At 44.6% G+C, this 2,473-nt stretch carries 2 protein-coding genes; both read right to left on the reverse strand.

Annotated features, from left to right (window positions below; translation table 11 throughout):
- Window positions 1-39 precede the first annotated feature (39 nt).
- Window positions 40-960, reverse strand: coding sequence for a LysM peptidoglycan-binding domain-containing protein (locus tag EI161_RS13980; RefSeq protein WP_192529871.1), 921 nt, complete (start codon window positions 958-960; stop codon window positions 40-42).
- Window positions 953-2,404, reverse strand: a complete 1,452-nt coding sequence (locus EI161_RS13985) for a DUF2345 domain-containing protein (RefSeq protein ID WP_192529873.1) — start codon at window positions 2,402-2,404, stop codon at window positions 953-955. Before EI161_RS13985 ends, EI161_RS13980 begins: the two co-directional genes overlap by 8 nt.
- Window positions 2,405-2,473: the final 69 nt, after the last annotated feature.

Genomic DNA, 2,473 nt, shown 5'->3' on the forward strand with positions numbered 1-2,473 from the left:
ACGTTACTTTAATCAAAACCTCTTATCAGGTGTCCTAAATTAGTTGACCACTACACCTAGACCATCACCAATACTACCAATGGCTCCACCGATAGCACCAGCCGTCCCTTTTGCTATATCAGTCATGGTATCTAGTGCATTATTGAAGAACCCTTCTTCTTTATCAGAAGCAGATGGTTTTGATGTTTGCTTTGGTGTAGGTCTAGCAGTGGGGGTGGATGAAGGTTTTGGTGTTGTGTGAGTTGGTGCTGAACCATCGCTACGTAGCTTGATCGTTTGACCTGCTTGCAATGTTGTTGGGTTCGTTATCCCATTCATACGTTGAAGCTGTTCTACTGACACGCCACTTCTTTGTGAGATTCCAGTTAACGTCTCACCTTTTTTTACTTTGTAATTGGTTTGATTTTTTAGAGAGTCAGGCCTCTCATTAGTTTTGCCTGTTAGGCTACTGCCCTTTGGCGGCACTTTGATGATTTGACCTGGAACTATTTTATCAGGGTCTTTTATAGTGGCTTTATTGAGCTGCGCTAATATCTGCCAAGTAGTGTCATGCATTTTAGCAATGGTGTATAGATCTTGACCTGTCTTAACTTCGTACTCATCTTTACCGACCGCAACTTTATGAGTGCTTCTTTTGTACGAACCAGCGCTCTTGGCAAGTTCCCTAAGTTTAACGGTTTGAATAGAGAAGGGGGCTTTGAGTATAATCCTACCTTTTTTCGTAGGGACACTAATATAACTATTAACCTTAATCATCTCTTTCGTCAACGGATGACGAATATGAACCACTAGTATAGTACTAGGCGGTCTACTGATTGGTGTGCCAAGTCCTTTACTGTCAGATTTGCTGACACTAATGGGCGTTCCTGATTCTCTAATTTCATGGTATAGATTGGGAAAAGGTTTATTAAGAAGGTCAATAAATTTGAGTTGAAATACAATACTTTTGGTTTTACTCATCGTTACTCTCCTGATAAGAGTCTTGGCCTAAAGAATCGTTTGACTCATTACTGTCATATTCATCAGACATTTCTGTCTCTTCATCCTCGTCAGGTTCAAACTCAACACCCCAATCCGTATCTTTAAAGCCAACTAACACTTCAACTTCTTCTTCTTTATCACTAATCACAGGAGCAGTCCGTCCATGTTCGTCTAACACTCCTTCTATCAGTTGTCCATCAGGTCGCAATATTTGAAACTCAATATCATTAAAGTTGTGCTGATAAAACAAATCATAAACATCTAGCTTATTACTAAACAGTGGAACAGTCTCAGGCATCATCGGTAATGAATAATTAGCTTTTGCTCCAGAAACCAGCTCTTTCTTCACCGCCTGAACTTTAATCGTCCCCGGACACACCAGCTTAATCCCGCTATCATCAATCGTAATGGATGCTCCTGCTGACGTTTGCAGCTTAATACGCTTCGGACTGGATATATTTACTTGTCCCGACTCACTACCAACCCTCATACCTTGCTGACTGTGCAGTTGCAGCTCACCGCCTTGGGCTTGTATCGCTAGTGGCTCTCTGTTGGCACTGATATGTAACCCTGATAGATCGGCTTGACCACCCACTCCCGAGAGCGAGTCAATCGTATTTACCGTCAGCGTATAATTGCCTGCCACCACATCCGACTGGGTGCTGCCTGACTGCCTGACTATTGTTTTCGCCGTCCAAAGCGTATTACTTGCTGAGGCTAATATACTGTCACGACTGACCAGCATCACATCAGACGCGCCTAACACTTCCGTACTTAGCGTCTCATCTATAATTTGAGCACTGGTTTTAAAGGCTTCTATCGTTTGGTTGGCATCGCTAAGTGCTGCCGTGGATTGCAAATGCGCCTGCTTGGCATCGAGAAGCGTCTCGCTCAGCTCAGTGCCCAGTTTTAGTTGACGTTGTCCTGCATCATTGACCCATGCCGACTCATGCTCGCCTTGTGTGTGTCTGATACCGAAAGTGGAGAGCAGGACGCCTGTATTGCCAGTGATTTGTAGGCCATGATCGCTTGCCAGATTGACCCCTTGGCCACTGGTTGATGATTGATGATTGCTATAACGATGCCGCAGTATGCCTAGCTCTAATATATGCTCATCAGGGGCAAAGGTGGCGCTAGAGGTGATGGTTGGCGTCTCAGCATTGGCTTTGCTGCCCGTATTCACCGACCACTGCAAGCCTATCTGGTTTGGCGTGTCATCAAGGCTTAGGGTCACCTCAGAGTCAGAACTAAGTCCATACTGAGCAATACCCGATAGCCAACCACTGTGTCCATCATCGTCATTGATTTGCGAATGACCGAGGCCACCACCATGCCATCTAGGAGAAGATCCCCCTTGCAAGTTGTGTCTATTCGATAGTCCGCTATCACGAGTGGTGATATCTTTCTCATCGACATCGCCCATACCGATACCGTCGAACTGTAGTGGTCAACTAATTTAGGACACCTGATAAGAGGTTTTGATTAAAGTAAC

The sequence above is a fragment of the Psychrobacter sp. FME5 genome (assembly GCF_014861375.1).
Taxonomy (GTDB): Bacteria; Pseudomonadota; Gammaproteobacteria; order Pseudomonadales; family Moraxellaceae; genus Psychrobacter.

What these genes read in the sequence shown, in the direction of transcription:
- EI161_RS13985 (WP_192529873.1), bottom strand. Translation starts at nt 2,404, where the DNA reads ATGGGCGATGTCGATGAGAAAGATATCACCACTCGTGATAGCGGACTA.
- EI161_RS13980 (WP_192529871.1), bottom strand. Translation starts at nt 960, where the DNA reads ATGAGTAAAACCAAAAGTATTGTATTTCAACTCAAATTTATTGACCTT.